The organism is Halomonas sp. BDJS001 (assembly GCF_026104355.1).
Classification (GTDB): Bacteria; Pseudomonadota; Gammaproteobacteria; order Pseudomonadales; family Halomonadaceae; genus Vreelandella.
Genome location: NZ_CP110535.1, coordinates 885,042 through 911,612, shown reverse-complemented (window position 1 = coordinate 911,612; position 26,571 = coordinate 885,042). Strand labels below are relative to the sequence as shown.

The 26,571-nt window shown below is 54.4% G+C and carries 29 protein-coding genes; 11 read left to right on the top strand and 18 right to left on the bottom strand.

The window, feature by feature from the left end:
- Positions 1 to 8: 8 nt before the first annotated feature.
- Positions 9 to 458, bottom strand: coding sequence for an Rrf2 family transcriptional regulator (locus OM794_RS04350; RefSeq protein ID WP_264167790.1), 450 nt, complete (start codon positions 456 to 458; stop codon positions 9 to 11).
- A 221-nt stretch (positions 459 to 679) separates the two neighbouring features.
- Here OM794_RS04350 and OM794_RS04345 point away from each other — a divergent pair, with 221 nt between their 5' ends.
- From OM794_RS04345 to OM794_RS04335, 3 genes are read left to right on the top strand one after another with little or no spacing between them, the layout of a single operon-like run.
- Positions 680 to 898, top strand: a complete 219-nt coding sequence (locus tag OM794_RS04345; protein ID WP_226247960.1) for a DUF1656 domain-containing protein — start codon at positions 680 to 682, stop codon at positions 896 to 898.
- A 39-nt stretch (positions 899 to 937) separates the two neighbouring features.
- Positions 938 to 1,810, top strand: coding sequence for an HlyD family secretion protein (locus OM794_RS04340; RefSeq protein ID WP_226247958.1), 873 nt, complete (start codon positions 938 to 940; stop codon positions 1,808 to 1,810).
- 3 nt (positions 1,811 to 1,813) lie between these two features.
- On the top strand, positions 1,814 to 3,895 hold the full coding sequence (locus OM794_RS04335) for an FUSC family protein (RefSeq protein WP_226247956.1): 2,082 nt from the start codon (positions 1,814 to 1,816) through the stop codon (positions 3,893 to 3,895).
- Position 3,896: 1 nt separating this feature from the next.
- On the opposite strand, the gene OM794_RS04330 is transcribed toward OM794_RS04335, so the two are convergent.
- Together OM794_RS04330 and OM794_RS04325 are read right to left on the bottom strand one after the other, a co-directional pair.
- Positions 3,897 to 4,679, bottom strand: a complete 783-nt coding sequence (locus tag OM794_RS04330; protein WP_226247953.1) for a potassium channel family protein — start codon at positions 4,677 to 4,679, stop codon at positions 3,897 to 3,899.
- A gap of 137 nt (positions 4,680 to 4,816) precedes the next feature.
- Entirely contained in the window at positions 4,817 to 5,749 is a 933-nt protein-coding gene (locus tag OM794_RS04325) for a LysR family transcriptional regulator (RefSeq protein WP_226247951.1), read from the bottom strand.
- A gap of 140 nt (positions 5,750 to 5,889) precedes the next feature.
- Between OM794_RS04325 and OM794_RS04320 the strand changes: the two genes are divergently transcribed.
- Positions 5,890 to 6,282 carry a RidA family protein gene (locus OM794_RS04320; protein ID WP_226247949.1) on the top strand — a complete coding sequence of 131 codons (393 nt, stop codon included), beginning with the start codon at positions 5,890 to 5,892 and terminating at the stop codon, positions 6,280 to 6,282.
- Positions 6,283 to 6,680: 398 nt separating this feature from the next.
- Here the strand turns inward: OM794_RS04320 and OM794_RS04315 are convergent, their stop codons facing one another.
- From OM794_RS04315 to OM794_RS04285, 7 genes are all read right to left on the bottom strand, one after another.
- Positions 6,681 to 7,184: a DoxX family protein gene (locus OM794_RS04315; protein WP_226247946.1), complete on the bottom strand. Its 504-nt coding sequence runs from the start codon at positions 7,182 to 7,184 to the stop codon at positions 6,681 to 6,683.
- A gap of 136 nt (positions 7,185 to 7,320) precedes the next feature.
- Positions 7,321 to 9,504 carry a xanthine dehydrogenase family protein molybdopterin-binding subunit gene (locus OM794_RS04310; RefSeq protein WP_226247944.1) on the bottom strand — a complete coding sequence of 728 codons (2,184 nt, stop codon included), beginning with the start codon at positions 9,502 to 9,504 and terminating at the stop codon, positions 7,321 to 7,323.
- Positions 9,504 to 10,502, bottom strand: a complete 999-nt coding sequence (locus OM794_RS04305; RefSeq protein WP_226247942.1) for an FAD binding domain-containing protein — start codon at positions 10,500 to 10,502, stop codon at positions 9,504 to 9,506. Before OM794_RS04305 ends, OM794_RS04310 begins: the two co-directional genes overlap by 1 nt.
- Positions 10,502 to 11,131, bottom strand: coding sequence for a (2Fe-2S)-binding protein (locus tag OM794_RS04300; protein ID WP_226247939.1), 630 nt, complete (start codon positions 11,129 to 11,131; stop codon positions 10,502 to 10,504). The genes OM794_RS04305 and OM794_RS04300 overlap by 1 nt, the downstream gene beginning before the upstream one ends.
- Before the next feature lie 630 nt (positions 11,132 to 11,761).
- Positions 11,762 to 13,270 (bottom strand): ATP-binding protein, encoded by a 1,509-nt coding sequence (locus OM794_RS04295; protein ID WP_226247936.1) that lies wholly within the window; start codon positions 13,268 to 13,270, stop codon positions 11,762 to 11,764.
- Positions 13,267 to 13,986 carry a response regulator gene (locus OM794_RS04290; RefSeq protein ID WP_226247934.1) on the bottom strand — a complete coding sequence of 240 codons (720 nt, stop codon included), beginning with the start codon at positions 13,984 to 13,986 and terminating at the stop codon, positions 13,267 to 13,269. Before OM794_RS04290 ends, OM794_RS04295 begins: the two co-directional genes overlap by 4 nt.
- A gap of 290 nt (positions 13,987 to 14,276) precedes the next feature.
- Entirely contained in the window at positions 14,277 to 14,453 is a 177-nt protein-coding gene (locus OM794_RS04285) for a hypothetical protein (RefSeq protein ID WP_226247931.1), read from the bottom strand.
- A 484-nt stretch (positions 14,454 to 14,937) separates the two neighbouring features.
- Between OM794_RS04285 and OM794_RS04280 the strand changes: the two genes are divergently transcribed.
- Positions 14,938 to 15,801 (top strand): XdhC family protein, encoded by an 864-nt coding sequence (locus tag OM794_RS04280; RefSeq protein WP_226247928.1) that lies wholly within the window; start codon positions 14,938 to 14,940, stop codon positions 15,799 to 15,801.
- 77 nt (positions 15,802 to 15,878) lie between these two features.
- On the opposite strand, the gene OM794_RS04275 is transcribed toward OM794_RS04280, so the two are convergent.
- The 4 genes from OM794_RS04275 to OM794_RS04265 form a co-directional block, all read right to left on the bottom strand.
- Complete coding sequence (locus OM794_RS04275; RefSeq protein WP_265154291.1) at positions 15,879 to 16,469, bottom strand: class I SAM-dependent methyltransferase; 591 nt, start codon at positions 16,467 to 16,469, stop codon at positions 15,879 to 15,881.
- A complete protein-coding gene (locus OM794_RS23300; protein WP_413927726.1) occupies positions 16,466 to 17,158 on the bottom strand; it encodes a DedA family protein in 693 nt (230 codons plus the stop codon). The genes OM794_RS04275 and OM794_RS23300 overlap by 4 nt, the downstream gene beginning before the upstream one ends.
- A 102-nt stretch (positions 17,159 to 17,260) precedes the next feature.
- Positions 17,261 to 18,235, bottom strand: coding sequence for an oxidoreductase (locus OM794_RS04270; protein WP_265154289.1), 975 nt, complete (start codon positions 18,233 to 18,235; stop codon positions 17,261 to 17,263).
- A 395-nt stretch (positions 18,236 to 18,630) separates the two neighbouring features.
- Positions 18,631 to 19,524, bottom strand: a complete 894-nt coding sequence (locus OM794_RS04265; protein WP_226251330.1) for a LysR family transcriptional regulator — start codon at positions 19,522 to 19,524, stop codon at positions 18,631 to 18,633.
- Between the two features lie 109 nt (positions 19,525 to 19,633).
- Between OM794_RS04265 and OM794_RS04260 the strand changes: the two genes are divergently transcribed.
- On the top strand, positions 19,634 to 20,470 hold the full coding sequence (locus OM794_RS04260) for an SDR family oxidoreductase (protein WP_226251331.1): 837 nt from the start codon (positions 19,634 to 19,636) through the stop codon (positions 20,468 to 20,470).
- Between the two features lie 31 nt (positions 20,471 to 20,501).
- Here the strand turns inward: OM794_RS04260 and OM794_RS04255 are convergent, their stop codons facing one another.
- Positions 20,502 to 21,434: an AraC family transcriptional regulator gene (locus OM794_RS04255; protein WP_226251332.1), complete on the bottom strand. Its 933-nt coding sequence runs from the start codon at positions 21,432 to 21,434 to the stop codon at positions 20,502 to 20,504.
- Positions 21,435 to 21,636: 202 nt separating this feature from the next.
- Between OM794_RS04255 and OM794_RS04250 the strand changes: the two genes are divergently transcribed.
- Entirely contained in the window at positions 21,637 to 22,380 is a 744-nt protein-coding gene (locus OM794_RS04250) for an SDR family oxidoreductase (RefSeq protein ID WP_226251333.1), read from the top strand.
- Between the two features lie 142 nt (positions 22,381 to 22,522).
- On the opposite strand, the gene OM794_RS04245 is transcribed toward OM794_RS04250, so the two are convergent.
- Entirely contained in the window at positions 22,523 to 23,089 is a 567-nt protein-coding gene (locus tag OM794_RS04245; protein WP_226251334.1) for a sugar O-acetyltransferase, read from the bottom strand.
- A 29-nt stretch (positions 23,090 to 23,118) separates the two neighbouring features.
- Positions 23,119 to 23,301: a hypothetical protein gene (locus tag OM794_RS04240; protein ID WP_226251335.1), complete on the bottom strand. Its 183-nt coding sequence runs from the start codon at positions 23,299 to 23,301 to the stop codon at positions 23,119 to 23,121.
- A gap of 328 nt (positions 23,302 to 23,629) precedes the next feature.
- On the opposite strand from OM794_RS04240, the gene OM794_RS04235 reads away from it, so the two are divergent.
- From OM794_RS04235 to OM794_RS04220, 4 genes are all read left to right on the top strand, one after another.
- Positions 23,630 to 24,445: a MipA/OmpV family protein gene (locus OM794_RS04235; RefSeq protein ID WP_226251336.1), complete on the top strand. Its 816-nt coding sequence runs from the start codon at positions 23,630 to 23,632 to the stop codon at positions 24,443 to 24,445.
- Complete coding sequence (locus tag OM794_RS04230) at positions 24,445 to 25,131, top strand: response regulator transcription factor (RefSeq protein ID WP_226251337.1); 687 nt, start codon at positions 24,445 to 24,447, stop codon at positions 25,129 to 25,131. Before OM794_RS04235 ends, OM794_RS04230 begins: the two co-directional genes overlap by 1 nt.
- Before the next feature lie 87 nt (positions 25,132 to 25,218).
- On the top strand, positions 25,219 to 25,659 hold the full coding sequence (locus OM794_RS04225) for a sensor histidine kinase (protein ID WP_265154288.1): 441 nt from the start codon (positions 25,219 to 25,221) through the stop codon (positions 25,657 to 25,659).
- Positions 25,660 to 25,701: 42 nt separating this feature from the next.
- On the top strand, positions 25,702 to 26,127 hold the full coding sequence (locus tag OM794_RS04220) for a Rid family hydrolase (RefSeq protein WP_226251339.1): 426 nt from the start codon (positions 25,702 to 25,704) through the stop codon (positions 26,125 to 26,127).
- A 76-nt stretch (positions 26,128 to 26,203) separates the two neighbouring features.
- Here the strand turns inward: OM794_RS04220 and OM794_RS04215 are convergent, their stop codons facing one another.
- On the bottom strand, positions 26,204 to 26,500 hold the full coding sequence (locus OM794_RS04215) for a hypothetical protein (RefSeq protein ID WP_226251340.1): 297 nt from the start codon (positions 26,498 to 26,500) through the stop codon (positions 26,204 to 26,206).
- Positions 26,501 to 26,571 lie beyond the last annotated feature (71 nt).

Genomic DNA, 26,571 nt, shown 5'->3' with positions numbered 1-26,571 from the left:
ATGAAGTATTAAGGCGTGGGCAGTTGGTAGCCTTTGCGGGTGGCAATATCATCAAACTGTTCAGCAAGCTCTGCCAGCGTGACCGCTCCTAAGCGTTCGATCAGCAGCGCTTCCGCTTCGCGCATGGCGTCAAACAGCGCAGCATTAACCACCTGCTCTACTGCGCAGTCCGGGTTATCGCGATCGGTGCCGATAGCGAAAATACGCGGTCCGCCTACGGCGTTGTGGATATCCACCAGCGTTACCTTGTGCAAATCGCAAGCGATACGCCAGCCACCGTTGTGGCCTTTTTCAGACTTTACATAGCCCGCTTTACGCAGCCCCGCCATGGTGCGCCGCACCACGGCAGCGTTGGTGCCTAGCATGGTGCCAATCTGCTCAGAGGTAATCGGCTGGGATTCTCGGGCAATGTGCAGCAGCACATGCAGCATGCGAGAGAGACGGCTATCGGTTCTCAAAGGGAATGATCAACTATTCAGCGAAAATAAAGGAAAATCGACGTCATAGCACTTTAACACAGCCGCAACTGTGCTAAACACGCACCCCATCAGTGTCACCCCTAACGCGATGGCACCTGGTTCCCCTTTCCAGGCAATCTATGTTTATTCTCACTATACTGTCGACTTATTTGTTCCCGGCTGGGGTTAAATTTCGTACTGCTAGTCCACTTAAGGTTGTTATGGGTCTTCAAGAAATCGCCGTTGGTGGCATCTACTTAAGCCCGCTGCTGATCTACGCGCTCATTGGCTTTATTGCTACGCTGACTATTCGCTCGCTGCTGCACTGGGTGGTCGGCGAGTACGCGCTCTGGTACGAGGCGTGGTTCGACATCTCACTGTTTGTCATTTTCACAGCAGCCACTACCTTCCTGTTTACCGTGTTGCTTCAAAGCGCTTGATATAACCCATTTTGAGATAGCCCCTTGAGAGAATCGCTGATGCGCCCTTCGCTTCGTATTGTGCTCACTTTAATTATTGTCGCTATCGCCATTGCTGCCGGAGCTTGGCTTTGGCGCTACTACCTTTACACCCCCTGGACCCGCGACGCCCGAGTACATGCTGAGGTTGTTACCATTGCCCCGGATGTTTCAGGCTGGGTACACACGCTTGAAGTGGTCGATACCGATTATGTTGCCCAGGGCGATACGCTGTTTACGATCGACGATACTCGCTACCAAGCGGCGGTTGATAGCGCTCAGGCCATGGTTGAGCACCGTCAGGCCACTCTGGAACTCAGTCGCGCAGAGGAGAGTCGGCGTAACCAGTTGAGCAATAATCGTGCGATTAGCGCGGAAAATCATCAGATCGCCCAGATCAACTCGCGGATTGCCGAAGCCGATTTACAGCAGGCCCAGGCGGAGCTGACCAGTGCCCAGCTTGATTTAGCGCGCACCCAAATAACCGCTCCCGTCAGTGGCCACATACTCAACGTACAGCTTAGCGTGGGTACGTACGTCAACCGCGGCTCTCCCGTCATGGCGCTGATTGCGGATAACTCCTTCTATGTAGTGGGCTATTTTGAAGAGACCAAAATGGACTCAATCAAGGTTGGTGACCCGGTAGAGGTGATTCTGATGAACGGCGACACTCACCTGGATGGACGAGTGGCAGGTATTGGCCGGGGCATCGCCGACAGCAACACAACCCTTAACCAGCAGTTGTTGCCCCAAGTGGAACCCACCTTTAACTGGGTGCGCTTGGCGCAGCGCATTCCGGTGCGTATTTCACTCGCTGAGGTTCCTGATGACACGCTGCTGAGTGTCGGCATGACAGCGACAGTGCGTGTCCGCCCTGCCGAACAGCCTGAATGACCTATGTCACCCTTTATTAGCACCTACCTGACGCCCAACGCCACAGCGGTCAAGTTTGCCATCAAGACCACCCTGGCGATGATGCTCGCCCTTTATGTTGCGCTCTGGCTTGACGTTGAACGCCCCTACTGGGCGCTGATGTCGGCGGCGTTTCTGCAGATTCGTCCCATGAGCGGCATGGTGGTAGAGAAAGGCATCTGCCAGCTTGTCGGCACTTTGATTGGCGCCGTGGCGGGTATCGCGATCATGGCACTCTTCGCCCAGGCCCGCGTACCGGCACTTATCGTACTGACCATCTGGATTATGCTATGCACTTACGTGGGCTCGCTGTGGCGTAATAACTACACTTACGGCTGCCTGATGGCCTCCGTCACGGCCATGCTGATCGTGGTCATCTCCAGCGGCAGCGCGCCCGCTGGGATCTTCGATATCGCCGTGGCGCGCCTTACCGAGCTCGGGCTGGGCGCCATCTGCGCCATGCTGGTCAGCTCGCTGCTCTGGCCATCCCATGTGGGCACCCACCTTGCCACCCAGGCCGACAACGTCATCAACCAAGCCTTCGAGCATGCCGCACTGCGCTTGGAAGCCAGCGACGATATCCCAGCGATGCAGAAAGCCCTGCGTAGTAGCCTCGGGCCGTTAACCCTACTGGAAACCGATAGCCAGGCCGCCCGTTTTGAAGGCCCGGCAGGCCCTGGCCGGGTGCGCGCCACCCACGTACTAACCCGCCGCACGCTGCGCTTTTTCGCCAATCTTCAGGCGCTTCATCAACTGATGCACGACCACGCCGACCGCCTCGCCCCGCAAAGTATCAAACTGGCGGGGCAGATCGCGCAAGGCTTTCGCAATGCTGAACACGTTAAAGGCGTGGTTGAGGCCAGAAAAGCTCTTCAGGCGTTACGCCAGCAGGTTCACGAAAACGAAGAGGAGAGGCGCTTGGCCCCGCTTGACCGGCGCTTGCGATTGGGCCTTCGGGAATCGATCGGGCACGCCATGATCATGCTCGATGCCCGGGAAGCGATTGCCTCTCCGGAGAGCCATAAACTGCGTTCATCACCGCTGGCCTGGCACCGCGACCACCTCGCCGCGAGTATCAACGCTATACGCTCGGGCTTGGTATTCTCGCTACTGGCGGCTTTTTGGATTGTCACCGCCTGGCAGAGCGCCATGATTGCGATGATGCTCGGCACGCTGTTTTCCGCCTTCTTCGCCAGCCGTGACAACCCTATCGCGATCACCATGATGTTCTACAAAGGCATGCTGGCGGCGATTCCCAGCGCCTTTTTATTCGGCCATGTGCTGCTTTCCCAGGCCAATGGTTTTCCCCTGCTAGCATTGATTTTCGGTACGCCGCTGTTTTTGGGATTATTGGGTGCCACCAATCCAGCCACGATGGGGTACTGCCTGGCGTTTACGATTTTCAATATTCTGCTGACCATGCCCGGCAACGGCATGGATTTCTCATTCGATAGTTTCGCCAACCGCGTGGTGGCCGTGGTCATTGGGCTTAGCTGCGTGGTAATGGGCTTTCGTCTGCTGCCGGGGCTAGGTACGCGCCTTAGACGGCGGCGACTGATCAGCGCCATTTCCACAGACATTCATGAGCTAACGCGGCGCTCGATTCGCGACGCCGAAACCCGCTTCAGCGGCCATATGGCGGATCGGATTCTTCAGTTGGCCCAGCACGACGACATGCTGCCTGAAGACCAGCGCCACCTGTTTATTCTTGGTTTGACCGGGCTGGATGTGGGCACCGCGACGCTGCGCCTGCGTGACCGGCTTGATGATGCACCGCATCCTCGAATCCGCGAGGCGCACCACCACCTGCTGCGCACGCTGGCGAGCGGATTTGAAGAGAGCGCCAACGGGCGCCAACCCCAAGGGATTCGTGAAGCGGGCCAGCAGTTGGAAGAAGCGATAGAGGCTTACGGCGACGTGCCCGCTGATCGCCGAGTACTGCTGGAAGGCTTGGTCGAGCGGCTCGAACTGGCTCTGGAGCGCCTAGCGCGCATTATGTCGGAGCGGCCACATCATAAGCCCGCCGCAGATAGAGGGACAGAGACATCAGCGACGCTCCAGAAATAAGCTATTTTTCATCGCTTTCTGGCAACTTATGTGCTTTCTGAAATGCATCACTAAACGCCGCAGCCAAAATGCCGGTAGGCATGGCGATAATCCCAATGCCCGCCACCGCCGTTAGGCCTGCAAAAAATTTACCCAAAGCGGTAATAGGCGTCACATCACCATAGCCCACCGTAGTGAGCGTAGCGATACTCCACCATAGTGCCCGCGGCACGCTTCCAAATGCCTCCGGCTGGGCTGACGCTTCAACGACATAAAGACAGCAGGATGAAAATAGCAACAATAGCCCAGCCACACCCGCGCTTAACCAAAGCTCATAAGAACGCGAGCGGAGCGCAACAGCTAACCCCGCCCAAGCTTGGCTAAATCGCCCTAAACGAGCCAGTCGCAACATACGCAGCAAACGCAATAGCCGTACCAAAAAGGCATTATCATGAGCCAGGAAACCCAGAAAATAGGGCAAAATAGCGACCAGATCGACTAACGCCCAAAACGAAAAGATGTAGCGAAGACGGCCACTCAACCCACGATACCGCGGGTCTTCCCCTATCGAATAAAGCCGCAGTAGATACTCAATAATGAACACCACCACGAATATTGTTTCGAGCGTAGGGAAAAGCCATGGCACGCTTGCGCGCAGGGTAGGCTCCGTCTCCAAAATAGCCGTTAGCGATGCCAGCAAAATAAGCACACCAATCACTTGATTGAGTATTGAAAGCCCAATCTGCTGACGCGCTTCCGGCGCTAACTGCCGATAGAGCGCAGCTTTATGCCTTGTTAGATTCACGCCTCCCCTACCCATTTTTTCAATTCCATTTATGGCCTAACACTTTTAAGAAAATGTAGACATGTTAACTCAAGCTTAGATGACTAAACGGCGTCAATGCGGCCACATATCAGCCGCCCCCCTGAAAGACGTGAATATCAGCGTTTATAGCCCGTTCGACCACCGCCAAGCGTATTTTGAGCCATCAATTCCACGACCCAATCGATAAATACGCGCAGCTTGGCACTAACGTGCCTATTCGGTGGAAAGGCGACGTACATCGGCATTGGATCAAGGTGCCAATCAGCAAACAGACGCACCAGTTCCCCACGCGTTACATGCTCCCTGGCCATGTAATCCGGGAGCCAAATTACCCCTAACCCCGCCAGGCCAGCTGCAAGCCCAGCGTTCCCATCGTCGACCGATATCACATAGCGCCCCTGTACGGTGACACGCTCTGCATTGCGATGCAGAGCGTAGGGGAAAGCCAAACCAGAACGTGCCCAACTAAAACCAACGATGTAGTGAGGCGGGAGCGACAGCTCTTGTGGGTGTGAAGGAACACCAGTTCTCTCCAGATAGCCCGGTGCAGCGTAAACACCGAGGCTTAGATCGCCCACGCGACGCGCTATCAACGATAGGTCGGTAAGCTCTCCGCCGCGCACCACACAGTCCACGCTTTCACCGATCAAATCCACCATGCGATCACTCACCCCCATATCGAGTTGAATATCAGGATAGCGGGTGTGGAACGCGGGCAGGGCTGGAATCAGGATCATGCGCGCAAAAGGGCTGGGAACGTCTACTCTTAGTCGACCGCGAGGCAGCACCGAGGCGTTGGACAAGCTGGTTTCAGCATCATCCATATCGGCCAGAAGCTTGATAACGCGCTCGTAATAGGCGGCGCCGTCAGCCGTTACGTTCACCTTGCGCGTGGTACGGTTGAGCAGCTTTACCCGTAGCCGTGCCTCTAGTTGTTGCACGAGTTGCGTCACGCTGGTTTTGCTCATGTGAAGCGTCTCGGCTGCCTTGGTAAAGCTGCCCGTCTCCACGACCCGAGCAAAGGCCTGCATTGCGTTAAAACGATCCATGAGGGTACCAAACACCTTTGATTGTTTGAAATATACAAACAATGTTGAACAGAATTCGCCGTTTATCCACCTCTAATGACGCCTTAAAGTGACGCCATCGTAGATAAAGGGTCGGCTTCGACCTATTGATGGAGATTCACATGACTAAACGTGACGTTGTTTTCCCCCCAGGCCGCCAAGCGCTTTATGAACAGAACGCCTACTCCGCAGCCGTTCGCTCCGGCGATCTACTGTTCGTGTCGGGCCAGGTCGGCAGCCGTGAAGACGGCTCGCCCGAGCCAGACTTCGCCGCCCAGGTACAGCTCGCTTTCGACAACCTGCAGAGTGTCCTGAAAGCGGCGGGCGCAAGCTTCGAGGATATCGTCGACGTAACGACCTTCCATACGGATCCGGAAGCCCAATTCCCTATCTGGCTAGAAGCCAAGGCGCGCGCGTTCCCGGAAAAACCCTACCCGAACTGGACGGCGGTCGGTGTGACCTGGCTGGCGGGGTTCGACTTTGAAATCAAGGTCATTGCTAGGCTTCCCGAGTAATCAAACCGTACTGCTCAGCGCCGATTTTTTGCTCCCCCGCAGGATCAGGAAAGTTTGGCGCCAGGATTGGTAAGCCCACCAAGCAACTCGACCATCTGCTCGCAGGTGCGGAAGTTCAGTTGAGCGATGAAATCCTCGACCAAATCGACGAGATTGTTCCGCCGGGCGTTGACGTGGCACCGCTGGAGAGGGCGGCCTACATACCCCCGGCGATCGCACAGTCCTCCCTGCGTCGTCGTGCACTCACGGAGCGAGCGGTCATTTGACGTTGTGCGGTGAGATATCGGGGCGGAGGTAGTTTCCCAGGCAGCACCCTTTGGAAACGGCACTCTTTAGCTTCAATAGAATGGTTTCATCAAAGGGTGCTGCGTTCAGCATCACCGCTGGCAATCGAGTGTTTAGAGTTCGAAGCCTAGTCGCCTATCAACGGAGTATCTGCCCCCGCCACGAATGGCGAACAGGAGCGACACGAAGCCCAGCATAATCGGATACTCGATACCGCGATCGATCCAAGGATAAGTCGGCCCGATCGCAAAGCAGATAACGATCATCTGCACCGTAAACACCAGCCCAAGAAGACGCGTGCCGAAGCCGATAGCAATGGCGATGGCGCCAAAGGTCTCAAGTAGCGCAACAAATATCGCCAACTGCGGAGCAAAAGGTAGCCCTAGAACGTTGCCTATCAGGTTCGTCGTCCCTGCCATCGGATCGGCCATTGACCCATGCGGCATACCGAATAGCTTAGGGATACCATGCGTCAAGATCGAAAGTCCGAATGCTACACGCAGCAGTGCGTAAGTGATCGGCTCTCCTCGCGTGTAAAACTGTGCCAAAAAAGGAAATAGCAGCCGAGGGCGTCCATTCCTGGATTGCTCAAATACATTGCGATTTGTGGTAGACATCATTGACTCCATTGGCGTGAGGTTTTACGACCAAAAGGCCGTGATGGTCGTGGCATCCCCACTTTTTTGACGTAGCAATGAGGAGGTTCGGATTCAGGTTCAGCAGTACATGACACGGCAGTAGTCACGATCGCCTTCAAGTCTCTTGCAGCAGGTCTTCGATCCGAATCGGCAGATGCCGGATACGCTTGCCGGTCGCGTGAAAAACGGCGTTGGCGACCGCGGCCGAGGCACCGACCATAGCGACCTCGCCGATCCCTTTAACCCCAGAGGCGTTAAGCTGTGGATCCGGAATATCGAGCAGCTCGACGGTAATGTCGCCGATATCAGCGTTCACCGGCACGACATAGTCAGCGAGGTCGTTATTTTGGATAAAGCCATACCGGGGATCGATTTCGGCAGTTTCTTGTAACGCTGCCCCGATTCCCCACACCACGCCGCCCTGAACCTGGCTGGTCGCTGTACGGTGGTTCATCACTCGCCCACAGTCGGCGACAGAGACGACGCGCGGCACTCGCACGCGCATCGTTGTTGGGTCAACATGCACTTCAACGAAATGGGCGATCCAACTAAACGCAACGAGCTCATCATAAATGGGCCCAGCCGTTGCCGGTGCGCCCTGGCGCATCCGGTCTAGAGCGGCCTGAGTCTGATCCAGGCCCAACTGTTCAATCTCTACCTCGAGCATGGGACGCTTGGTGGACATCAGCTTGCGATGCACGTCATCCCCTGCGCGTAGCTCTCCGACAAGTTCCGTCAGCGCCGCCTTCATCTTTTCTGCCACTGCACGAGTCGCGGGCACCGCACTCCCCGTGCCCCAGGAACCTGCGGTGAGGTGCTGGTCAGCGGCGGTCGTGTCACCCATCTGGATATCCAGCTTGTCTAGGTTGACGGGGAGCACCTCCATCAACTCGGCGGCGATAGCGCTACGCATTCCCTGCCCCATCTCATGCCCGGTAATGAACAGACGTGTTACGCCGTTTGCCTGGATGCGCAACCGGGCGATGGCCGGGCACATGGATCCTTTATACGCACCGGCGGCAACGCCCCAACCAATCAGAGTTCCGTCCTCAGTTGTCATTGTGCGCGGTGCCGAGCTGCGTCGATCCCAACCGAAAAGTTCGGCACCCCGCTCCAGGCAGCGGGCCAGTGTCCGGCTGGAGAAAGGCTTTCCGGTTATCGGATCGCGATCAGTGTCATTGATAAGACGCAGCGCAACAGGATCCATTTCGAGGGAATAAGCCAGTTCATCAATGGCACTTTCGAAGGCAAAGCTCGCCGGGTGCTCATGTGGAGCTCGCATATAGCCTGGAGGGGACGTATCAACGCGAATCAACCGTTCACGGCCAAGCCAGTTGGCAATGCCATAAAGATGGCTCACCATTTCATTGTGAGAGGTTCCATAAAAATGGTCGTAACGAGCATTTTGCTGATCACTTTCGTAGATCGTCGCCACTAGCCGTCCATCTCTTGAGGCGCCAAGCTGTATGCGGTGATTGCTGCGTGGGCGATAGGCGGCAGTATGGAAGAGTTGGGCGCGGGGCATTACCAACTTCACCGGTCTGCCGAGTAAAACAGCTGCCCGTGAGACCAATGCTGACTGAAGTTGGAGAACAGTTTTCTGACCGAAAGCGCCCCCTACATAGGGGCTAATCGCATCGACTGTGGAGGGGTCAAACCCAAGAGCCCCGGCGGTGCCGAACTTAATCGCGCTGGTATTCTGGGTGCCTTCAAGGATGGTCAGTTTACCGGCCCGCCAATACGCCGTCGTGGAAATGAGCTCTATCGGGTTGTGATGATTCTGCGCCTGGGCGTAGGCAACATCAACCGTCACCTCTGCCGCCTGAAGCGCAGCGTGGGCATCACCTACCTCAGCCGTTATCTCGTAGGGTTCTGCGTCGGCGCCCAGCTCGTCCATTGTGGCGGTGAACGCTTCCACGCGATAGCTGACGCGTACCAAACGCGCCGCTTCACAGGCCGCCTCCAGCGTCTCGGCAACCACGAGCGCCACGGGTTGGCCGCGAAAGCGGATCAGTGTGTCCGCCATCGGCTGTAGACCGGGCTGATGGCCGCCTAACGTGGCAGGCGTCACTGCTATATCATTAGCGAAATCCTCATGGGTATAGACTCGCACAACGCCCGGCTCTGCGATGGCTAACGCGGTGTCGATAGCGGTCACGCGCCCCTTGGCAATAGTGGCCGGTACTGTTATGGCGTGTAGCAGCCCATCGAGCGCTATATCGGCAGCATACAGGGCACGTCCTAATACTTTTTCACGGGCGTCGACACGTGGGCGATCGGGGGTGGATTGTAGTGTCATTATGCATTCCTCTGGGCGGCGATCATTAGAGCATCGGCGATTACTTCAGGCCCGAGCGTAAGCTTGAAAGCGTTGTGCTGCCCCGGGCGCGCGTTGGCGAAGGCTGCTTGTCCCGCGGCGAGCGCGCGAGCGCGGGTGAGAGGATGGCCGATCAGCGCCGTCTCAGCTTCAGTGGCACGCCAAGGTATGGACGCCACGCCGCCCAAGGCGATGCGTGCTTGGCGTACGTTATTTCCCTGCATTTCAAGCACAACCGCGGCGGACACTAATGCAAACGCATAAGACTCACGATCGCGGATTTTGTGATAGGTCGAACGCCGGGCAGGCCGCTTGGGAACGGTGATGGCGGTAACGATCTCATCCGATGTGAGGGAGAACTCGATATGAGGCGTATCCCCCGGTAAGCGATAAAGTTCGGCGACGGGAATCGTTCGGTGTCCATTAGGCCCTAAGACGTCCACCGCAGCGCCGAGCGCTAAAAGAGCAATCGGCCAATCGCCGGGGAAAACAGCTGTGCATACATTTGAGGCACCGAACAAGGCCTGACCACGATCCAGGCCCCCAATAGCGGCACACCCTGAGCCCGGCTCGCGTTTATTGCACGGCGAAATACCACCTGCACCATTACGGAAGTAGATGCATCGGGTGCGTTGGAGCAAATTGCCGCCCACCGTCGCCATGTTACGAAGCTGTTGCGAGGCGGCCTTCAAAAGTGACTCCGCCAGTACCGGGTACTCATCCCGAATAACCGGATGCGCAGCGACATCCGCCATTCGGGCCATGGCACCAATGCGCAGTGTGTCGCCCTCTGTCTCAATAGCATCAAATCCGTCGATATCGCTGACATCGATGATATGCGCTGGCGTTTCAATACCCAGCTTCATCAAATCGTAGAGTGTGGTTCCCCCGGCGATGAAACGTGCCCCTTCTCCGGCATTGGAGAAAGCGGCCAAGGCGGCTTCAGGCGTGGTTGCACGCGTATAGCTAATCGACTGCATCAGCTCTCTCCCATCTCTTTAGCGGCATCCTCAATCGCTCTCACAATGCCGACATAAGCGCCACAGCGGCAGATATTGCCGCTCATATACTCACGTATTCGCTCAGGGCTCGTCGCATTCCCTTCATTAACGCACGCGATACCCGCCATGATTTGCCCTGGTGTGCAATAGCCACACTGCAAGGCATCGTGATCGATAAAGGCCTGCTGCATCGGGTGCAGGGTATCCCCATCAGACAGGCCCTCGATCGTCGTTACCTCATGCCCATCAACCTTGGCGGCGAGTGTTAGGCAGGACACTACCCGGCGACCATCGACATGAACGGTGCAGGCACCGCACTGGCCGTGATCGCACCCCTTCTTCGCGCCCACCAGTGCCAACCGTTCGCGCAACATGTCGAGCAATGAGGCACGGGTGTCGATGGTGAGATTGACCGGGACGCCGTTCACCCTTGTTGCAATAGCGGTAGTGGTACCAGGCTCCCATTGAGCAGGAGACGTCCCAAGGGCTGTGTTCTGCTGCGCCCAACTGGGCATGGGCAGAAACGCGCTGGCCGTTAAGAAAGTCCCAAGCCCTAGGGTTTCGCGGCGAGTCATAGGCAGGAAGGATGCGCGTTGATCATCGTTCATACCCTCACTCGCCTGTATATCACCGGGCTGAGTTGGTTTTTGCTGGAACTCTTTGCTCATTGGAAGCCTCGACGTATCGATAATTAGACAAACCCGCAACCACCTAGCCTCAAGTTTCAATACAACAAACTGACGTTGATGGAGGCCAATACATTAATCTATGCAAATCCTATCAATAGGGCGCTCATTCATATCAATTACCGCTTCAGCGAAGAGGCGCCCCTGTTTGTTTTAACCAGCACCGCAGAAAAAGGCATGTGCTTCATCAACAAGCTAATTTATCTGCTAATAGCTAGGTCTCAATGCATTGATGAACCGACCAGCCACGATTACGGTGTTGCCAATTACAAGTATTTTAGGCCAGAGATGTGCCCACGATATGCCGAAGTTTTCGACACTTTGTCGCAAAATGTACCAATCAAACTAAAGCGCAATAAAAGATGGGAGTGAAGCGGATTAAAGCAGATCTATAGGGGTAACTAGCGTCAATAAGAAGGGAAAGGCAACGGTACATAACGAGCCAACATTGACACTTTAAATCTCAGCGTCAACATACAAACTAAAACAACTCAGTCTTGGCCATTATCGATTTGGCCAAGACTGGCGTTGGATAAAGCATGTGGGGCAGAGCTATTTTGGTAAGTGGGTGCTGTGTGCAGAGTTTAATGTTTTCTTGAGCCTCCAGGGGCGCTCTTTTTTCACCGGCGTTGCGTTTGTGCTGCTTTCTCTTGGGAGTGAGATGATGGCTTGCATACCGGTTTCGGTGTTGCACAGTGAGATATCTCCCCCATGCTGCCGGGCGACCGCGCGCACTATTGAGAGACCGAGGCCGCTGCCGCCTGTCTCCCTGCTTCGAGACGTTTCAAGTCGCACAAAGGGTGCGAAAACCTTCTCTACCATGCTGTCAGGAATTCCGGGGCCACGGTCTTCAACGACGATATCAACAGTGGACACGGTGTATCGAAGCGACACCTTTGCCTCTCCCCCATAACGCACCGCGTTCTCAATCAGATTTCTGATTGCGCGGCGCAGGCTATCAGGCCGACAAAGGTATTTCATCTTCATCCCCTCGACATGAGTGACCGGATACCCTAAATCAGATTGGTCATCACAAATACTTCCCACCAGCGCTTCGAGATCTATATTGCGCGTTTCTTCTCTGACAGCTTCTCCATGGGCGAATGAAATCGCGCCTTCTGTCATCGACTGAAGCTCATCAATCGTCGCTATCATCTTGCGCTGGATCTCTTCATCGGTGACGAATTCTGCTCTTAGTCGAAGCGAGGTTAGTGGCGTACGTAGATCATGGCTAATGGCCGCCAGCATCTTCGTGCGATCCTCCACGAAACGATGTAACCGACTCTGCATGTTATTAAAGGATTGAGCCGTCCGCTTGATCTCCTCAGGCCCATCTTCCAATAGTGGAGGCAAATTTTGTCCTCGACCTAATGCTTCAGCGGCGGTCGCCAGATTTCTCAGTGGTCGTGCTATACGGCTGGCGATAAACATGCTGATCAAAGCAAGCATAAGTGCGGTAAGCCCAAGCGACATCAATGCCCTGGACGTCCACAAGTTTTTTGTATCGTGCTGATAATAGGCCGCGTTCAACCAACGTCCATCATCAAGCTGCACTCTGAACCCATACCCCTGGCTGCCCGAAAATTGGAGCACCTTCGCTGGCTGCGGCATCATCCATAAATAGGGCTTTGGCGTCATCCACGGGTCAGCCGCATTGGAAGCGAGCATTTTATTAGCACTCGGCAATTGCGGCGAGGCAGATCCGGCCCATCCTAATGTTCCGCTTGGATCGACGGAGCGATCCAGCGGCTGGGAAAGCCGTTCGAGGGCCTGCAATCTCCAGTCATTTGGATCAATAACATCGCTGTCGTTTAACCAGTACCGCAAGTAGCTGCCTTCACTTGCGCTTAGCGCCTGCTCTCTCAATTCCGGTGATAGCGATTCCATCAAGCGGGTCACTGATGATGCCCGGCTAATAAACTCAGCTTTCGCTCCCGCATCGAATTTCTTGGTGTATTCATCCAATGATATAAGAAAGGTGAGTGCCTGAGAGACGATTAGCGCCACGAGCGTCAGACCGATGATTTGGGTAGCGAGGCGCCTTCGCCAAAGACGAGTCATCCGGGCGTGACCTCGGCACATAGGCTGTAGCCACCCCCCCAATGCGTTTTAATGATCGTCGGGTTTTTAGGGTTCTCCTCAATTTTCTTACGGAGACGGCTAACTTGGTTGTCAATGCTGCGATCAAAAATATCGGCTGTCCTACCCGCGGTAAGATCAAGGAGCTGCTCCCGGCTAAGTATCAAACCAGGCCGCTCGATGAAAACCTTGAGCAAGCGGAACTCCGCTGTGCTCAAGGGAATACCAACGCCATCTTCGCCGACGATTTCCTGGCGCCCCAAATCGAGCTTCCAGTGATCGATGCGCACAACCCTGCGATCTAGCGTTGTGCGGGCTGGAGCGGCGCTAGTGGCACGGCGAAGCACGGCTCTAATCCGCGCCAAAAGCTCTCGCGGGTTAAATGGCTTCACCAGATAATCATCCGCGCCAAGCTCCAGGCCAATAATACGATCAGCATCGTCGGCCATCGCTGTCAGAAATATGATAGGGGTGTTGCTGGACGTTCGGATCTCCTTGCAAAGCGAGATGCCGTCCTCGCCAGGCATCATGACATCCAGAATAATCAAGTCGACGGTATTGAGCTCAAGGATGTGTCGTAAGGCCTCACCACTCTCTGCCACGCTCACCTTGTAGCCCTGTTGCTCAAGATACTCCCGAACCAACTCCCGAATATCGTTATGATCGTCAACCACTACCACGTGGGTGGCATTTTTCATTGCCCTACCCTCTCATGGATATTTTAAAGAGGAGCAAAGAGTTCTCCCTAAAAATGCGCTCAGTGCTATGTGTTGCCTGAGACTCACCGCCTCTTGAGGATTAAGCCTCAGAAGCGGCGAATACGCTACTATTGCTTATATTGCACAAATTCTGCAACCATCATAAGCGGCATACCAGCGAAGTAAAACGCTCATAGGCAGAATGGGTTGATTGACGCCGGGCGAGCCTAAAACCATCTAAAAATCCCAGGCCCGCCCAACGATTAGGTGTCACAAGCTGCCAGAACCTTTTAAGGGTTTCTTTCGGTCAGATCAGACGGTGAAATTGCCCGGGTCTCATGGTCTTGATGCATGGCTATCGCATCGACATAAGTCACTCTGTTATCTTTCGCCGCCCCCCGCTCAGCAAGTGCTGCGCTAGAGACAAGCATTAATGTAATCACTAACGTTGCATTTAACATTTTCATGATTTACTCCTCGTGCCTAAACCGTGGTTTAAGCATCCATAAGTTTTGAGTTAAACCAAACAGTTAAAGTGACCTTCTAGATTAAGAGCACCACTCCTGCTTGGCATTAACAACTACCTTATATCCGTTCAGAACCGTTCAAGGGTTTCAGCTCTACAGCGGATAGGAGAATATTAAGGGGTAGATATACCCACGATATGCCAAGTTTTTCGTTATTTTGTCGCCAGATGTGACAGCCAATCTAAATACAATTAATTAGATATGTTTTCATTTAAACATTCGAGGACATGTGCTGTTTTAGCGCTGAGACAAACTGATACAAGTACGACACACTATAAAAACTCAGCCATAGTAAGGTGCTCTCATGGCGTATCAATCAGGGAGAACCAACTATGTATCTTGAACATGCACAGGATGTTCTTGGGCAGTGGCTCGCTTGGTCTCGGAAAAGCAAGGTGGCGCTTGAGAAGGCGGCGCTGTGCGTATGCCGGGCGCCCTGATGGCCGTGTACGTCACTGGCGAAAGTTGCGGCTATATCTCAGGCGGATGTATTGATGCTGATGTCGTCAACCATGCGCAAGCAGCGCTTCGCTCTGGCCAAGCAGCATGGCTGAGATACGGCAATGGCTCGCCGTTTATGGATTTGCCCCTTCCTTGTGGAGGAGCCATTGAGATTTGTGTCCTTCCAGATGTAGAGGCAGATATCCTATGTGTGTGCCATTATCGGCTGGCCTCGCGCCTGACAGTGACACTCAGCCTCTCGGAAACTGGTGATCTCAGGTTGGGACAATCGATAGACGCTAGCGAATTGTCTTTTCCATATACACCCAAGCTCCGCCTGCGCATCGCCGAACGCGGTGCCGACAGTTTAGCGCTTGCCCGACTGGCAATGGCCAGTGGTATTCAAACCGAGCTGCAACTCCGTGATGGAATCGACATCCAAGATGCCCAGCAACGGGGAATCGACCAAGTTACCAAGTTGACGGTTCCAACATCGCTTCCGGAACTGAATGACGATCCATGGACAGCCTTTCTCCTCGCCTTCCATGATGTCGATTGGGAGCAGCAGCTCCTGGCCCAGGCCCTAAACGGCCCAGCCTTCTATATCGGTGCGATTGGCAGCAAAGCAACTCATGCTCGCCGCTGTGAGGGACTTCATGTGGTCGGCTTTACCGAGCATCAGATCAGTCGGATCCACGGCCCCGTTGGGCTGATCCCATCAATGCGTGACGCGTCGATGCTAGCCGTGTCTATACTCGCCGAGATCGTGGAAGCCTATCAGCATGAAGTAAAACGCTCATCTAACTCGACAGCGCTATCCCCCAGTTTATCTCTGTATCCCAACTAACATCCTCTGCTGACAACACGGTTAAAGCGGGTAGTCACTCAACCATAGTCAATATGCCCACAGAGCACCGTTTATCGCTAATGTATGGAAGATACCCGACGGAAACGATAGACCGTCGCCGGGGGAAAATTGGCTAACGTGCGGCCTAGCCGTTCCGCTTTGATTCCAAGATGATGCTGGATCCGCTGTGAAACGGGGCATCGAGCGCCATAGGTGAACTGATAGAACACGCCCTCTGGCCCCATCTTACGAAACGCCCCCGACAGAACCGCGACCACTTTACGTGGCGACATGGAAAGTAACGGCAGGCCGCTAATGACCGCACCGGCAAGCTTCCCATTAAAAAGGTCGACCATCCGAAGACGAGTGGCGTCCATTCTCAGTATCTGGGCCTGCGGATAGAGAATACTGAGTGCAACCGCAAACTCAGGCATCGATTCAATCAGCGTAAGATCCTCTTGTTTAACACCACGTTCAATCAATGCGCGCGTAAATACCCCGGTTCCCGGCCCAAGCTCTATCACGGGCCCCGTTGCGTGCGAGATTTCAGAAGTGATAAGTCCTGCTAGGGCGCTTCCGGAGGGTATAACGGAAGCGACAAGTAGAGGGTTCCGGGCCCATGCCAAGAAAAAACTCAATGATTCATTCGTAGCCGTGCACTGCTTCATAACCGATGCTCCTGAGCGCAAGTTATAGACGGAAGCAAGTCGGTTGCATGCGCGCTTTTGGTGCTCCTAATGACACTCCTCCGACCTGATACCCTTCGCATAAGCCAAAACAGGACAATTTCTAAACACAACAGAAAACCGAGTGCCACCAGCATGAGAGCCGTCGTATTTTCAGCAGCTGACCAATAGGAAGCAGAGTAACCGATGCTAATAAATAGGCCGTTCCAAATTACGATGCCAGCAGCCGAGGCCATCAGGAAACTCCCTGAGTGACTGCGTAGAAGAGCCGCAAAGGCAGGAGCGAATAGCCTGATGGTAGGCACGAGTTGAAGCGCAAAGGCCAGTACGGTCTGGTTTCGCCGAAAAGATGCAATCCATTGAGTGATGCGATCAGCAGACATGCCGAAGAGGCGCCCTAACCTGCAGAGAAACCTCATAGAGCGTGGTTCACCAAGCCCTCTAAAAACGTAAAAGCAGAGAGTGGCCCCTAAGGTATTACCCGTAACAGTCACAAGGAAGGCAATTGACGGTGACCAAGTTCCTTCCGCTGCGGCAATCCCAACAGTAAGCAGTAATCCATAGGAAGGTATTACCGGCACGAAACGCTCCGCAAACGTGATAGCGAAAAGTGCGATCAAGCCATAGGCACTGAGCCATGCGGTAGCGGTACTAACTGGATCGAAGTTCATAGGCTGTGCTCTCCCGTCACAAACTACTGCGAGCCCCTCTTCACACCGCAGAGGTAGATAGAACGTTTCGCGTACGGCGCACAGCTATCGTTTCAGTAGTGATCAGTGGTAGGTAAGACTTATACTTCGATTATCAGCGACGCTTGAATGCTGAACTTTCTCCAGGGAAAAAAGCACTCCCGTCAATCGTTCCGACGCCTCCCATAGCCTGCTTGCAACCTCTATATCCAGTGATTGTGGAGGAAGTTTTGCCGCGGAAGGATAGCCTCTGGTTTCACCCAGTCTATTAGGGCCGTAATAGGCACCACCCTGCGCGTGCGGTGACGTGGCGGAAAAAAGTGTCGGTAACGCTCCCTGCGCTGCTGGCTGAAACAGGAACCAAAGGTAACGACGGACGATACCCACGGCACTTTTTGCACCAGCGCCATTGGGCAACAGGTCGGTGCGTGAAACACCGGGGTGTGCAGCGATACTCTGGATACCCCAACCTGCGGCGTCACTGCGTCGTTGCAATTCGAGAGCAAACATCAGGCAAGCCAGTTTTGACTGACCGTAGGCAACCATTGGTTTATAGCTACGCTCGGACTGCAAATCGTCGAAGTCAATTGTACCGCTACGAGCGGCGACGCTTGAAAGAGTGACGACACGTGGTTGATTTCCCTTGCACAGCAGCGGCAATAGCTGAGCCGTCAAAGCGAAGTGGCCAAGATAGTTCGTGCCAAACTGGAGTTCGAACTGATCGGCCGTCATTTTCCGATCTGGGGGCGCCATAACCCCTGCGTTATTGATAAGGAGATCGATGCTGTCAAATGAGGCATGTAGATGTTCACCAAATGCTGCAATGGAATCGAGATTAGCGAGATCTAACGCCTCAAACCACACATTCGCGTTGGCAACATCGTGACGAATCCGATCAATGGCCGTCGCCCCTTTCGATGCGTTTCGCCCTGCAAGAATGACGTTTGCGCCAGCGCGAGCAAGCGCCAATGTGGCTTCAAACCCAAGTCCACCTGTACCAGTAACGACCACGGTTCGGCCACGTTGAGGGGGAATGTCAGAAGCAGTCCAGTTGGTCATGGGCCGAGCCTCGCATTAAATAGAAGTAAGATCAGTGAAGTGCCTAACTCAGTTCATAGGCAGTGCCGTATGGAGCAGTATTGAATGGCGAGATTAATTTGTGTTTAAGGCGATGAGTTAGAAGGTGCTACCGCTTTATGTGACGCAGCCCTGCTATCGCAGTGCACCTAATAATCTTTAAGTGCAGGGCAGCGGCGAGACGCTGTCCGCGGAAGGCAAGTTCGGCGCGCTCGGTTTCCAAGCCTGGGAGCATGGCACGGGGCGACGATTGATGTCGTCGCGTCCGGCACCAGCGTTGCTTTACCTTGTTCGGTAAACACAGACCAATGCGATTCACGGCTCTGCGGCTTTGATGGTATGAGTTGTTTTATGAATTAAGTCACAACAAGCGCAAACTAACCCTGCAACTCTCGTAGCAGATTAATAAAAGCCCGTAGGCTGGGCGGCACATGCCTGTTATTGGGGTAGTAAAGACACAGCCCGGGGATGTGGGGGCACCAAGCTTCCAACACGGTGACCAGCCTTCCATCGCGCAAATAGTCGTGCGCATAGGACTCTGGTACATAGGCTATGCCTAAACCATCCGCGGCGGCCTCCACCATCAGTTGGCTGCTGTCCAAGGTCAGCGCACCGGGTACGTCTACCGCCACCTCCTGGTCGTGCTGCTGAAACTCCCAGCGGTAGAGCTTACCGCTCGGCAGCCTTTGTCTTATGCAGTGATGAAAAGACAGGTCGTCCGGGCTCTTTGGTGCCACTCGGCCACGCAGATAGTCAGGGGAGGCAACGGCAAGAAAACGCAGCTCATGACCCACAGGGATGGCGATCATATCCTGGGGAACCGCCTCTCTCAGCCTTACGCCCGCATCAAATCCCTGCTCGACAATATCAACCAGCCTCCCTTCGGCCACGAGATCAAGTTCGACGCCATCATGGAGAGCAAGAAAACGCGGCACCACGGTTTGCAGTAACAGCCGCACGGCCCCTTCACTGCCATTGATACGCAGCCGCCCCGTGATCTTTCCTTCGGCGCTGGAAGCCTCCTCCAGGATTGATTCCAAGTCGCTCAATAGCGGGCTCAGCCTCGATAACAGCCGCTCGCCGCTCTCGGTCAGCGAGACACTACGTGTGGTTCGGTGCAGCAGCCGGGTACCCAACCGTTGCTCAAGCGTGCGCATGGTATGGCTGAGCGAAGAGCGGCTGACTCCCATCAGGTCGGCTGCTTGGCGAAAACTGCGGTGCTCCGCCACGGCCTGGAACGCCTTGAGGTCGGTTAACGTTGGCTTACTCATTGGTGAATTACTTTCACCTCCCCATGCCAATTGATGAGTATTCTCTTACTAGTGTTACTGCCCTAGCCTTTGTCTTGCAACTCTTGATGAATGACTTAGGAGCTATCTCATGTCTAAAACCTGGCTTATCACAGGGACATCCACCGGCCTTGGCCGCCTGCTTACTGAACGACTGCTTGAACGCGGCGATCGTGTTATAGCGACGCTCCGCCGCAAGGGTTCGCTGGACGACTTGCTCGCCTTGCATGGTGATCGCTTACAGATATTGACCTTCGATGTGACGGATACGCCGGCAATGAGAGCCGCTGTTTCACAAGCATTCGCCAAACTCGGTCGAATCGATGTGGTGGTCAGCAACGCGGGGTATGGACTTTTTGGCGCTGCCGAAGAGGCCAGCGATGAACAAATTGAGCGACAAATCGCGACCAACCTCACAGGTTCTATCCAGTTCCTGCGTGCCGTACTGCCGTATCTACGCGAACAAGGTGGCGGCCGCATCGTTCAGGTATCGTCAGAAGGCGGCCAGATCGCCTATCCAAGTTTCAGCCTTTATCACGCCACGAAGTGGGGCATCGAGGGGTTCGTCGAGTCCGTGGCGAAGGAGGTCGCGCCTTTTGGTATTGATTTCATTATCGCCGAGCCGGGCCCCACTGCTACAAACTTTGCTGAGGGGCTGGATCGCACACCCACGATGCCGATCTACGAAAATACCCCTGCAGGAGAGCTGCGTAGAGCACTGGCTTCAGGCACCTTGGCTATTAAAGGCGATGCAGGCAATACCGTTGATGCCATCGTTAAAATAACCGACATGCCGAACCCACCACTGCGTATTACGTTAGGCAGCACCGCCTATGACTCCATAAGCCATGCGCTAAAAGAGCGGAGTGAGTCACTCGAAGCGTATAAAGACATAGCCTTGTCTGCCGACCTGGATGAAATGACTTAATAAGCCGTTCTCTCTATGTACTACCTCTCTCTTAAGCGCCTACTCGCTGCGATACCACTGCGGCGCCGGTAGTGACCTCGATAGCTTTCTGCAAGCGCAGCGCGTCACGCTTCGGTGGCACCTTGAAAAGGCGACCGTATTCGCGAGTGAATTGAGAGACACTTTCATAGCCCACTTCAAAGGCGGCGTTGCTCGCGGTAACACCTTCGTCAAGCATCAGGCGGCGCGCTTCGATCAAGCGCAGCCGCTGCTGGTATTGGCCCGGTGTTAGCGACGTCATGTGCTTGAAGTGCTTATGAAAAGAGCTAAGACTCATGCCTGCCTCAGTCGCCAGCTGTTCCACCGGCACGCGTGACGTGTAGTTCGCTCTGAGGATCTCGATAGCGGCGGCGAGGCGGCTCGCGTAGCTATCCGGATCGGCGATGTCGCGCAGCGCATTGCCATGAGGCCCCGAGAGCAGCCAATAATGCAGCTCCTGCAGGATACCGGGGTGCAGAAGCGGCGCGGAATCAGGGCGATCCAGGAGTTTCATCAGCCGGGATGCGCAGTCAATCAACTCGGCTTCGGTGTCTTCGGCGAATAGCGTCTGCATCTCGGATGGGCGCTGGGCGCGAGCGCTTCCCATGTGTGCGGTAAGCTCGCGCAGGATCCTTCGATCCAGTTCAATCGCAACAGCCAGATACGGCTCGTCCTGGCTGGCTTGGATAATCCGCCCGACGACCGGCATATCGGCGCTCACGATCGCCGACTCTCCGGCCGCTACCACTCGGCTCTGGCGCCCGACCGCCATTCGTTTTGCCCCTTGCAATACCAAGCAAACCAACGGCTTGTATATCGATTGCAAATCACCGGCAGGGGTTTCGACGCACATCATGCTAAGCCCTGACACTGGGGTTGCCACCAAGCCATCCTGATTGGCGTGGTATGTGGCATAGGTTTGAACCGCCTGTTTGAGTGAGTTCATATGCATTCCTCCATATCCCATCTCAACGTTAGCATGGTTGATTAAGGCGTTCTCCACGCCTGCAGGATCAGGCAAGTTTTGCGCAAGGCTTGGCAAGCCCCGCTATCACCGAATGGTTAACACTAGGATGACTCAGCCATTACCGTAAACGCCTCAATGGCTGGGCCCTACAGAGTTATTTCGTTAGATGGAGGGTTTAAAAGTGAAAACATCAGGCAATACTATGCTCATCACCGGTGGTGGATCAGGCATTGGCCGTGAACTTGCCCAACGCTTCAACGCGCTGGGCAACACTGTGATCGTTGCCGGTCGCCACATAGAGACGCTGCAGGAAACCATTGCGGGCCAGCAAAATATGCACGCGATGGTCGTCGACGTCGAAGACCCGAATTCCATCAGTGCCTTTGCTGAGCGGGTCATCGCCGAACATCCCAGCCTCAATGTATTGATCAATAATGCCGGCATCATGCGCCGCGAGGACTTGACCCGTACCCATGACCTCATGGATGCCGAACAGACGGTCGTCACCAACCTGCTCGGGCCAATCCGGCTGACCAATGCACTGACCGACCACCTGGTGAGCCAGCCCGACGCGGCGATCGTCAACGTATCCTCCGGCTTGGCGTTTGTGCCGTTGAGCGGCACGCCTACCTACAACGCCACCAAGGCGGCCATTCACTCCTATACGATTTCGCTTCGCGAGCAGCTCAAGGGCAAGGTCGAGCTTATCGAGCTGGCGCCTCCCGCCGTGCAGACCGAGCTGACCCCCGGCCAGTCGACCCGCGAAGGCTATATGCCGCTCGATGAATTTATCGACGAAGTCATGACGCTGTTCCAAGAAAAGCCCACGCCCAGGGAAATCCTGGTGGAAAACGTCAACTTCCTGCGCTGGGCGGAGCGTGACGGCCACTTCGATCAGGCGGTCGAGTTGCTCAGCAAGATGTGAGTTCCCCCATCCTCTAACCTTCTCACTCGCACATGCACTGTTTGCTGATGGCCGCAGTGCATGTGCCCATTTACATCTGCCAACCATGCTCAGAGCGAATAAAGGATAGAAGATAAGCCCTTACTTCAACACAAGCTAACGATTACTCACCCTTAATTGCAATATTTTTAATTATGCGAGCAGGATTACCGCCTACCACCACATTATCGGGTACATCCTTGGTTACAACGGCGCCCGACGCTATGACCACGTTATTGCCTACTCTAACGCCTGGGTTAATGATGGCGCCGCCACCAATCCAGACGTTATCGCCAAAAAAAATCGGTTTTGCGTACTCTCTACCCGCATTGCGTTCATGGGGGTCAAGGGGATGCGTGGCCGTATAAATCTGCACATTCGGCCCAAGCATGCAGTTATCACCAAAGCGTATTTCACAAACATCCAGCAGAGTGCAGTCGAAGTTGGCGAAAAAGTTTTCGCCCACATGTAGGTTATACCCATAATCCACGCGTAAGTTGGGTTCGACATAGAGGTGTTCTCCCGTCGATCCAAACAACGCTTTTAAAGCTGCCAATCTCTGAGCGTCAGTTTCCAAAATTTGATTATATAATCTCACTTTTCGCCTTGTCTCTTCACGCTCTTTTAGCAAGGTCGGATCAGCAGGGTTATAGAGCTCGCCTGCTATCATTTTGTCTTTTTCTGATCGCATTATTGGCCCTCCTCGATTGAGCCTCAATGTTAATTAATCCCGGCCACTGCTATCACTCCCCGGTTAGTCGTCAAGCGTCTAGGCCAATTCAAAAAATCGTCAATGCCACTGTAAATAACCGGAATCACCAACAGGCTTAAAAGCGTCGACGACATCAATTCACCAGCCTGCAATCCCGCGAGCGCAGACTGTACGCTATCGGTTACATCCACCTCACCGCATCCTCGACACGGGGCATCTCGAAGCCGACCACGGGCTCACCATTACGACAGCGCCCGCGCCCAAGGCACTAATTTACGAGACATATCTTTCCGGTTGGAGATGACATAATCATGGCCTGTCTCAAATTGTTCATCTTATTGATGAAAAAGTGACATCATGAATGTTTGTTAAACAACTATCGACCTACCTCCCTCTCTCGTTTCTTACTGATAAAACGTTTTAAATTAATCTGGTACCAGTAAGAAACGCGTAAGATAAGTCTCCTGATGATGCCACTGTCCTATCACTTTTCCTTATAAACATGCTAGGAGTGCCACCATGGGTTCTCATCAGACGCTATTACTGAACGGCCACCTAACCACCAGAAAGCTGGTAGCCGCCGCATTGCTCAGTGGTGCTGTTTTTGCATCTCCATTGGTAATCGCTGATGAATCGAATTTAAACGGCACTTCTTGGGGGCTAGGCCTCGGCGTAATGAGCCAGCAGAAGCCCTATGCCGGTATTGATCGTGACAACACTCCAGTGCCCTTACTGCTGGTCGAGAACCGATACATTCGTGTTTTTGGGCCTGAAGTCGAATTCAAACTACCGAAGCTTGATATCAGTACCTCTCAACAGCTCAATTTTGGTATCGTCGCCCAGTACGATGGTAGCGGCTACGAACAAGGAGACGCCGCGATTCTCAACGGCATGAGTGAGCGCAAGGGGGGCTTCTGGGCGGGGGCAACGGTGGAGTGGAGCAGCGATATCGTTAATGTTAGTGCCAAGTGGCTCACCGATGTATCGGACAACAGCGATGGGCATCGCATCAATGTCGGCTTGGAGAGGACGTGGCAATTCGGTGAGCATGTGCTGCTGACCCCGCGCTTAGGAGCATCCTGGCAGGATAAGGAGAGCGTCGATTACTATTTCGGCGTTCGCAACAGCGAGGTTCGCTTTGACCGCCCTGCCTATGCAGGGGAATCGGCTATCAGTATCGAGGCGGGGGTGAGCGGCGTCTACCGCTTCAATCAGCATCACTCCGTACTTATGGGGGTTGAGGTAACGAGTCTGGCAGACGAAATCAAGGATAGTCCGCTGGTAGATCGCTCAACCGAAAATAGTGTGTTTCTTGGTTATCTTTACCACTTCTAATGAGCCGAGTACTGCTGATTGAGGATCATGACCGCCTAGCCCAGCTAATGCACCAAGGGCTAGTGAACGCTGGCATCGCCGTTGATATGGTTGATCGCATTGACCTAGCGTGGGCTGCCATTCAGCAAATATCCTATCAAGCACTGGTGCTCGATCGCGGCTTGCCGGATGGTGATGGGCTGCTATTGCTCAAGAAGTTGCGCAACGCGGGCCTTAGCGTGCCCTGTCTGGTGTTAACGGCACGCGATGCGCTGCATGACAGGCTAGAAGGCCTCGAAGCCGGTGCCGACGACTATCTTCCCAAGCCGTTTGCCATGGATGAGATGGTGGCACGAGTCCGTGCTTTGCTACGCCGCCCTGCGGAATTCCACTCAATCGACCCCATTCACGGCGACCTGAGACTGCATACGGAAAGCGGCGTCCTGTTTAGCGGAGACAAGAGCATTACTCTTGCCCCGGCGGAGCTGCATATTATGCAACTACTCCTCTACAAGCACGATGAAGTAGTCCGCCGCAGCGCGCTGGAGGCGGCGGCCTGGGGGCTAAGTGAGGCAGTAACACCGAATGCACTGGATGTCGCCCTGCACCGTTTACGCCGTAAGCTGCTGGCTATCGGCTCGCGCCAGCGAATTGCCAACGTCAGGGGGATGGGGTATGCGCTTCGTCAAGCGGATGACGCTAAATAGCCTGAGGCTGAAAGTGCTATTAGCCTATGTGGCGGGCATGGTGCTGAGTATCACACTGCTGGTAATTGCCGCAACGGTTCGGCCGACGTGCATTTAACAGTACTTTCCGCGAATCAAGAAGTGACATGGAAGGCTGATCGCGGTGCGTGTTTCACCCTGCTCAAGAATTTGCTGGAGAACGCTATCCAGCATGCCCCTGAGCAGACTCTCGTCAGCATGGAGATCCAGGGAAATACGATTACCGTGCTAGACCGGGGGCCTAGCGTCGAGCCAGAACAGCTATCCCTGCTGTTCTCGCGTTTTTGGCGAGGTGCCCATCGGCGCGACCACGGCGCTGGTTTGGGGCTGGCCATCTGCCAGGAAATCGCTTTGGCACACGGTTGGACGTTGACCGCCCATAACGCCCATCCCGGCTTGACCATGACGCTATGCAGAGAAAACGGTGTCCTTAAAAACAGTAACGGAAACGACAGCGCCCGTGAAAACAGCCCCCATAAAAACAGTCAGCACCGTATTCAGCACAGTTAATAGAGGGATCGTCATCGTACGCAACTTACCAATGAGGTGGTCATGCAAATATTAAGGCGCAAGCCCCTAAATCCGCCCAACCTGCCAGACACCCTCGCTGAAGGGCACAGTCAGGCTGTTTTGGTACAAGGTGGCACCCGGGTGCTGATGTCTAGCCAGGTGGGCGTCGACACCGAGGGTCATTTAGCCGGCCCAGATTTGCCCGAGCAAACCCAGGCAGCACTTGGCAATGTCGAACGGTTACTAACAAGTCTTGGGGGCGATCTCACGCGGGTGGTAATGCTACGAATCTACTTAGCTGAATCCGTGCGGTATGAACAGCAGGTGGTGATGGAGGCGTTGAAGCACCGATTCCCTATCGCACCACCCGCGGCCACCTGGTTAATAGTGTACGGTCTTGCCGAACCGGAGTGGCTAATCGCTATCGAGGCCGAGGCAGTGCTGCCGGGGTTTGCCTTAAACAGCTAAATGATTGCAATACTTGGAATAATAGTGCAACTCGTTATACACCGCACAGCCTGCCCGATCATTAAAAGGTAAGGTGTTATGCCAAATGTTTGGCTACCGGAAACGCCGTGGACGTTAAGTCATGCACAGCGTTTTGCGTTACGCATGATAATAAGGTTAACTGTTTTTTAGCTTTACCCATGATCTCTCTTACTACAGAAACAGTTGAAAACGTCATTGCCGTTTTCAGCACTGAAGCTAGCACTAACTCCTTAATTTTCTCCAAAATAAAATCAAAAAGTACGACTGCTTGACTACTGAGTGATATCGAGAATGAGATAGTAGAGTTCACCAATATCATGGGAGTTGCAGGCGGAGGGGCATTAGTCGTCATATATTTTTCAACCTGACCTAATGAGAAGAAGTAACCCCTTAAAAACACTCTCTTCAGAAAATTCGTATGGG

Bases quoted from the DNA above. Each gene is read 5' to 3' on its own strand.
- OM794_RS04345 (WP_226247960.1), top strand. From the start codon at position 680: ATGGGTCTTCAAGAAATCGCCGTTGGTGGCATCTACTTAAGCCCGCTG.
- OM794_RS04340 (WP_226247958.1), top strand. From the start codon at position 938: ATGCGCCCTTCGCTTCGTATTGTGCTCACTTTAATTATTGTCGCTATC.
- OM794_RS04335 (WP_226247956.1), top strand. From the start codon at position 1,814: ATGTCACCCTTTATTAGCACCTACCTGACGCCCAACGCCACAGCGGTC.
- OM794_RS04325 (WP_226247951.1), bottom strand. From the start codon at position 5,749: ATGGATCGTTTTAACGCAATGCAGGCCTTTGCTCGGGTCGTGGAGACG.
- OM794_RS04320 (WP_226247949.1), top strand. From the start codon at position 5,890: ATGACTAAACGTGACGTTGTTTTCCCCCCAGGCCGCCAAGCGCTTTAT.
- OM794_RS04315 (WP_226247946.1), bottom strand. From the start codon at position 7,184: ATGTCTACCACAAATCGCAATGTATTTGAGCAATCCAGGAATGGACGC.
- OM794_RS04310 (WP_226247944.1), bottom strand. From the start codon at position 9,504: ATGACACTACAATCCACCCCCGATCGCCCACGTGTCGACGCCCGTGAA.
- OM794_RS04305 (WP_226247942.1), bottom strand. From the start codon at position 10,502: ATGCAGTCGATTAGCTATACGCGTGCAACCACGCCTGAAGCCGCCTTG.
- OM794_RS04300 (WP_226247939.1), bottom strand. From the start codon at position 11,131: ATGAACGATGATCAACGCGCATCCTTCCTGCCTATGACTCGCCGCGAA.
- OM794_RS04295 (WP_226247936.1), bottom strand. From the start codon at position 13,270: ATGACTCGTCTTTGGCGAAGGCGCCTCGCTACCCAAATCATCGGTCTG.
- OM794_RS04290 (WP_226247934.1), bottom strand. From the start codon at position 13,986: ATGAAAAATGCCACCCACGTGGTAGTGGTTGACGATCATAACGATATT.
- OM794_RS04285 (WP_226247931.1), bottom strand. From the start codon at position 14,453: ATGAAAATGTTAAATGCAACGTTAGTGATTACATTAATGCTTGTCTCT.
- OM794_RS04280 (WP_226247928.1), top strand. From the start codon at position 14,938: ATGCCGGGCGCCCTGATGGCCGTGTACGTCACTGGCGAAAGTTGCGGC.
- OM794_RS04275 (WP_265154291.1), bottom strand. From the start codon at position 16,469: ATGAAGCAGTGCACGGCTACGAATGAATCATTGAGTTTTTTCTTGGCA.
- OM794_RS23300 (WP_413927726.1), bottom strand. From the start codon at position 17,158: ATGAACTTCGATCCAGTTAGTACCGCTACCGCATGGCTCAGTGCCTAT.
- OM794_RS04270 (WP_265154289.1), bottom strand. From the start codon at position 18,235: ATGACCAACTGGACTGCTTCTGACATTCCCCCTCAACGTGGCCGAACC.
- OM794_RS04265 (WP_226251330.1), bottom strand. From the start codon at position 19,524: ATGAGTAAGCCAACGTTAACCGACCTCAAGGCGTTCCAGGCCGTGGCG.
- OM794_RS04260 (WP_226251331.1), top strand. From the start codon at position 19,634: ATGTCTAAAACCTGGCTTATCACAGGGACATCCACCGGCCTTGGCCGC.
- OM794_RS04255 (WP_226251332.1), bottom strand. From the start codon at position 21,434: ATGAACTCACTCAAACAGGCGGTTCAAACCTATGCCACATACCACGCC.
- OM794_RS04245 (WP_226251334.1), bottom strand. From the start codon at position 23,089: ATGCGATCAGAAAAAGACAAAATGATAGCAGGCGAGCTCTATAACCCT.
- OM794_RS04235 (WP_226251336.1), top strand. From the start codon at position 23,630: ATGGGTTCTCATCAGACGCTATTACTGAACGGCCACCTAACCACCAGA.
- OM794_RS04230 (WP_226251337.1), top strand. From the start codon at position 24,445: ATGAGCCGAGTACTGCTGATTGAGGATCATGACCGCCTAGCCCAGCTA.
- OM794_RS04220 (WP_226251339.1), top strand. From the start codon at position 25,702: ATGCAAATATTAAGGCGCAAGCCCCTAAATCCGCCCAACCTGCCAGAC.
- OM794_RS04215 (WP_226251340.1), bottom strand. From the start codon at position 26,500: ATGACGACTAATGCCCCTCCGCCTGCAACTCCCATGATATTGGTGAAC.